General features: G+C 59.7%; 7 protein-coding genes. 6 read left to right on the forward strand and 1 reads right to left on the reverse strand.

Annotation, left to right across the window (positions count from 1 at the left end; all coding sequences use genetic code 11):
- The 4 genes from AC1DWI_RS14575 to AC1DWI_RS14590 form a co-directional block, all read left to right on the forward strand.
- The coding region (locus AC1DWI_RS14575; protein ID WP_477725083.1) for a hypothetical protein at positions 1 to 232 on the forward strand (232 nt) is incomplete at its 5' end.
- A 161-nt stretch (positions 233 to 393) separates the two neighbouring features.
- On the forward strand, positions 394 to 1,110 hold the full coding sequence (locus tag AC1DWI_RS14580) for a Crp/Fnr family transcriptional regulator (protein WP_477670878.1): 717 nt from the start codon (positions 394 to 396) through the stop codon (positions 1,108 to 1,110).
- Between the two features lie 159 nt (positions 1,111 to 1,269).
- Positions 1,270 to 1,962: a Crp/Fnr family transcriptional regulator gene (locus AC1DWI_RS14585; protein WP_477670877.1), complete on the forward strand. Its 693-nt coding sequence runs from the start codon at positions 1,270 to 1,272 to the stop codon at positions 1,960 to 1,962.
- A gap of 240 nt (positions 1,963 to 2,202) precedes the next feature.
- Positions 2,203 to 2,694, forward strand: coding sequence for a hypothetical protein (locus tag AC1DWI_RS14590; RefSeq protein WP_477725084.1), 492 nt, complete (start codon positions 2,203 to 2,205; stop codon positions 2,692 to 2,694).
- 58 nt (positions 2,695 to 2,752) lie between these two features.
- Here AC1DWI_RS14590 and AC1DWI_RS14595 read toward each other — a convergent pair whose 3' ends face one another.
- Positions 2,753 to 3,304, reverse strand: coding sequence for a hypothetical protein (locus tag AC1DWI_RS14595; RefSeq protein WP_477671230.1), 552 nt, complete (start codon positions 3,302 to 3,304; stop codon positions 2,753 to 2,755).
- On the opposite strand from AC1DWI_RS14595, the gene AC1DWI_RS14600 reads away from it, so the two are divergent.
- Positions 3,200 to 3,688, forward strand: a complete 489-nt coding sequence (locus tag AC1DWI_RS14600; protein ID WP_477670875.1) for a low molecular weight protein-tyrosine-phosphatase — start codon at positions 3,200 to 3,202, stop codon at positions 3,686 to 3,688. The two genes, AC1DWI_RS14595 and AC1DWI_RS14600, sit on opposite strands and share 105 nt — an antisense overlap.
- Positions 3,689 to 3,910: 222 nt before the next feature.
- A partial coding sequence (locus AC1DWI_RS14605; protein ID WP_477725085.1) for a hypothetical protein occupies positions 3,911 to 4,486 on the forward strand: 576 nt, incomplete at its 3' end.

Here is a 4,486-nt window from a genome sequence, read left to right on the forward strand (position 1 = left end):
CCGCGTGACCTACGAAGGTGAAGACCTGTTCGGGGACGCCGGGCTGGGCGGCATTGAAGAATGCATCATCGCCGCCACTGAAGGCCTGGGCCAGGACGCCGTGGCCGCAGAAGTCGCCTTCAGGGGCATCATCAGCGGCACCTACCCGCTGGCGTCACTGGCGCTCATGTCGGCACAAATCGCCATTCATGCCTTGCAGACCACCGAGGCGGTTGAAGAAGTGAGCCGGTAGTACCGAGGCCCACAAAAGCCCTGGAGGTGGACTTTGCCGGGGAACTTTCGTTTGTGCGGTAGCGCACATACCGGAGGGCCGTTAGTGCCTATACTTCGAAGACGGTGCGAGATCTCTGCCAGAGGCCCAACTCGAAGCCAGATCCGCCCCGGAGTGTCTCGATGGCCCATTCTTCCAACCCCAAAGACAACGAGCTGCTTGCCGCATTGCCGGAAGCAGAGTGGCAGCGCTGGCTGCCGCAACTGGAATGGGTCGACATGCCGCTGGGTCAGGTGCTTTATGAGTCGGGCACCACGCTGGACCATGTGTACTTTCCCACCACGGCCATCGTCTCGCTGCTTTATGTGATGGAAAACGGCTCTTCGGCCGAGATTGCAGTCGTCGGCCATGAAGGTGTCGTGGGCATTTCCCTCTTCATGGGCGGGGAGTCCACACCCAGCCGCGCCGTCGTGCAAAGCGCCGGCCAGGGTTTTCGCCTCAAGGCACAGGCCATCAAGGACGAGTTCAAGCGCGCGCCGGTGCTGCACCTGCTGCTGCGCTACACCCAGGCACTGATCACGCAGATGGCACAAACCGCGGTGTGCAACCGCCACCATTCGCTCGACCAGCAGCTGTGCCGCTGGCTGCTCCTCAGCCTTGACCGGTTGCAGAGCAATGAGCTGGTGATGACGCAGGAGCTGATCGCCAACATGCTGGGCGTGCGCCGCGAAGGCGTGACCGAAGGCGCGACCAAGCTGCAAAACCTCGGGCTGATCCGCTATTCGCGCGGCCGCATCACAGTGTTGGACCGCCCGGGCCTGGAGCAGCGCACCTGTGAGTGTTATGCCGTGGTCAAGAAAGAATACGACCGCTTGCTTCCCGAAAAACTCGCCTCCTAGCATTCCGGTGTGCGGCCTGTTGTGTGCTGTGTGCGCTGGCACACGGTGGCGTTGGCGACACGTCGTGCATACTGAGGCACCGAATTGAACTGACGACAGTAGCGCGGCCTTGTCCATGACCCGGCACTCCCCGGGGTCCGCCTACACCGGAGAGCCGCTTTGGCCCCTGTCGAAAACCACCTCATTGAGCTTCTCCCTCGCAAGGATCGCCTGCGCCTGCTCGCCGTCTGCGAGCCCGTCGAGCTGTCGCTAGCTGAAGTGCTGTGCGAACCCGGCAAACCCACACGTTACGTCTATTTCCCGGTCGAAAGCTTCATTTCCCTTGTGGCCCTGGTGGAAGGCAGCCCGGGGGTGGAGGTTGGCATGGTGGGGCGTGAAGGCATGCTGGGTGCGCAACTGGTGCTGGGCGTTGTCACCGCGCCGGTGCATGCGGTAGTGCAGGGCGCGGGGGCGTCCTGGCGGATCAGCACCGCCGTTTTCCGGCGCGAGCTGGCGCGCAGTGCTTCGTTGCAACGCGGCCTGAACCGCTACCTTTATGTCTTGATGGCGCAGCAGTCCGCATCAGCCGCCTGCCTTCGTTTTCACCTGACGAGCCAGCGCCTGGCCCGATGGCTGCTGATGAGTCAGGACCGCGCGCATTCCGACAATTTTCATGTGACGCACGAATTTCTGGCCTACATGCTGGGCATGCGCCGCGTCGGCATCACGTCGGCCGCCAGCGCGCTGCAGCGCGGTGGATTGATCGAATACCACCGTGGTGAATTGAAGGTTCTTGACCGCGGCGGCCTGGAAGCCGCGGCATGCAGCTGTTACGCGGCTGACCGGAAAACCTATACCCAATTGCTGCATTGAGGGGCGGCTTTGGGATGGCGGGGGCCTGTCTGTCAGGCAAAAGCATCGGTTTACCTGTTTCAGCTCAACTGCGGCCCGCGACACGGCCTGAAAACCTTTTGCGGCCGATGTGCGTTACCGCACGGACGGATCGCCTAGGGCCGCCTAGAAAGGAGCGTACGGCGATATTGCGAACCTTTGAAGGCGCAGCGCCCAACCGCTGTTGCAGCGCCATGCAACTCCTTTAGCGAGGGTTCTGAAATGATCCGGCTTGCTTCCTCACCCCCTCCCAATATCAGGCTGCTGGCGCGCTCGGCGCTGACCATGCTGAGCTCTCCTGAACTCATGAAGGAGTCCCGATGCGAGCTGCCCGCCACCAGTGCCGCTGCGCTGGATGTTCTGCGCGACTGGGCCAAAGGAGGCGGCGAGGGCGCTGACGACGCCCATCTCGCCTCGCTTCCCGAGCGGCAGCTCGAAGCGCTCACACCCGACCACCCGCTGGACATCGCGATCGCCGACTGGGACGCGCTGTTTGGCGCCGTCAAGGCCAGGCTCATGCTCAGCGTCGGTGAAAAACTCGCAGCAGCACCCAACTCGCAGGTCGGCGAGGCCGCGGAGCTGGTCCAGTCCACCGTGTTGGAGTGTGTGGGCGCCTTGCACCAGCTTCACCTGGCACTGACGCAGGAGCGCGGGCAGCGTGCTCATCCGGCAGTTCCAGGCGCGCAGGCCACCCAGCCTATGGCGCCAGGTTAACGCCGGGTTAGCGCCGGGCTAACTTCTCTGCCTGCTTTTTGGGATGTCCGTGAAGCCGTCAGGCCGGCTTTGACGCAACCGGCACGGGCTGAAAAGTTTCCAGGTGGGCGATGATCAGATCGGTCACCTCCATCCCGCTCAACGAACTCAAMGCAAAAAACGCCACAGAGTCGGCATGGCCGGCCCGGGGATCGTAGTACTGCGACGGCACCTGCCGCAAATAACGCGCACGCGGCCTGCTGCCCTGTACGTCATACACCAGGGCGTCGTCGGCAATTCCTACTTGCAGCCCGTGAAGCGGGCCTCCTATGCAGGTCATCAGCATTGCATGGTTGTCTCCGTCAATGGACTGTATACGGATGGGGTGGCTGTGGCTATGGGCCGTCTGGCCTAGTGGTGGCTTTGTCGGCTGGATGGGCGGTGGCAAACCTAAAATGGTTCTGGCAGCCCAAGGCCGCATGTTCTTTGGGTCTTCCATGGCGAATTCCGGCCCAACCTTCAATCCATGAAACCCTATTCCATTCTCTTTGTCTGCATGGGCAACATCTGCCGCAGCCCCACAGCCCATGGCGTGTTCCAGCAGAAAGTCATGGATCGCGGGCTTGCCCATCAGATCCAGGTTGATTCAGCCGGCACGCACAACTACCACCCCGGCAACCCACCCGATGAGCGCTCGCAAGCCTACGCCGTCAAGCGCGGTTATGACCTATCCGGCCTCAGGGCCCGGCAGATTTCGGATTCAGATTTTGAGCGCCACGACTTGATTCTGGCCATGGACTGGGACAACCTGGCCTTGATTCAGGAGGAATGTCCCGCCGAACATCTCGGCAAGGTACGCAGGCTCACGGAGTTCTGTTTGAGGCATGACAGCCCGGTGGTGCCTGATCCTTACTACGGTGGCAAGGATGAGTTTGAGCATGTGCTGGATTTGGTTGAGGATGCTTGTGAAGGGCTGCTTCGGTATGTTGAAGGTCAGCTGAAGCTGGCGAATTGAGCGTGCGGTGGCTACTTTCATGTCGTTGCTCTTAGCCGGTTACGCCATGGTGCTTCTTTTGATAAAGATGTAACTTGTATTTGAAAAGGCGTTTCGATGTCCACCGAGTGCCCCAATATCTCCCAAACACTTGTCATCGGGGATGATCCAATCCTGCTCGCGGAGGTCTCTTGCGTGTTGGCAAAGCAGGGCTCTTATCTCCCAATTTTGGAGGGGCCACGTATGACTCGACCAGACGCAGATGGCGAGATAGTGCGTCGGAACAATGTGGCGGCCCGACTGCAACCGACTCGTATTGTTTTGGCAGGGCTCAGTGCCGAAGCATGCGATCAATTTGTTGGGCGATTTCCTGCTAAAAAGACGCTGAAAATCTCTTCTCTCGGAGAGTTGATCGCCGCAKGTGTTGTTAATGCTGTAGCTAAAAATCAAACCTTTACCTGGGGTCGGAACAACATTGGCGTAGGACTCTTGCTCGCACTACGGGCAAAAAAACTCATTACCTTCACTGATGATTCAACGCCCCAAAGTGTGGTCGCATCTCAATCCGGACATCTTGTGGTTTGTGAACAGGGTGACCAGTTGGCTCAAGTTATTGCTGCCAACTACGCGTTTTCCCTTGGCGCTGGTTTCTGCCTTATTCCCGAAATGAGCGAGGAAGAAACTGACGTCATTCTCGATCAGCTCTATGGGCTGTATGACCATCATGAAGAATCACCAACTGATGTTCTACAGGCGGTGCGTCAATCGCTGCGGTCTCACGCCGCAAATGTTTCTCTTGCTGGTATTCGCTCAATTACC

Source organism: Polaromonas sp. P3_C2 (assembly GCF_056402675.1).